General features: G+C 66.2%; 2 protein-coding genes. Both read right to left on the bottom strand.

All coding sequences use genetic code 11. The features are described 5' to 3' along the window. Positions 1–314: FAD-dependent monooxygenase (locus DAI20_RS19505; RefSeq protein WP_159085131.1), on the bottom strand; the 314-nt coding region annotated here is incomplete at its 3' end. 53 nt (positions 315–367) lie between these two features. After that, positions 368–693 (bottom strand): hypothetical protein (locus tag DAI20_RS19500; RefSeq protein WP_497802640.1); only part of this gene is annotated, 326 nt, incomplete at its 5' end.

The following is a 693-nucleotide window of genomic DNA, read 5'->3' as shown; positions in this document are numbered from 1 at the left end:
GTGGTGCCCCAACCTGGCGAGAACTTCTTCCTGAAGTCGAACGCGGTGCGCGCCTCGCCATGCACGAACGCGGCGCCGTTCTTGTGCTGGAAGCCCGCTTCGACCACGTCCTGCAGCAGGCCTGCCGCTTCGATGTACTCCATGCTCTGCGGCAGCAGGCTTTCTCCGATCGAGAAGCGCGGGAACTGCTGGCGCTCCAGCATCAGCACCTGGCGGCCCTGCTGGCGCAGCATCGCCGCGGCCACCGAGCCGGCCGGGCCCGCACCGATGATCAGGATTTCAGTACGTTCGACAGCATCCACAGCAGTATTCATCGGTGCGTCCTTGTTGCTCGATCAGGTGGAAAGAAGGAAGTCGGAAGACAGGTTCAAGCTGGCGGCAGGTCATGTGGCGGCGGCCGGAACAGCGGCGAGATCAGCCAGACCAGGCCGATGCCGAACAGCAGGGTCAGGCCGAACGCGCGCAGCGCCGGGGTCTGCGACAGGCCCAGCAGGCCGAACGACAGCCAGGTGCTGGCCGCGCCCACGCACACCGCCAGCCATGCGCTGGCGTCACCGCGGTGCTCGATCAGGAAGATGCCGTAGTCGATGCCCATGCCGAGCAGCAGCATCAGTGCCAGCACGTTGAACAGCTGCAGCGGCTGGCCGAACAGGCCCAGCAGGCCCAGGGTCAGCGCACCGGCAATCAGAGTCG

Origin of the sequence: Planctomonas deserti, from assembly GCF_003067705.1 — a bacterium.
GTDB lineage: Bacteria > Actinomycetota > Actinomycetes > Actinomycetales > Microbacteriaceae > Planctomonas > Planctomonas deserti.
This window is presented reverse-complemented; position numbering and strand designations above follow the sequence as displayed.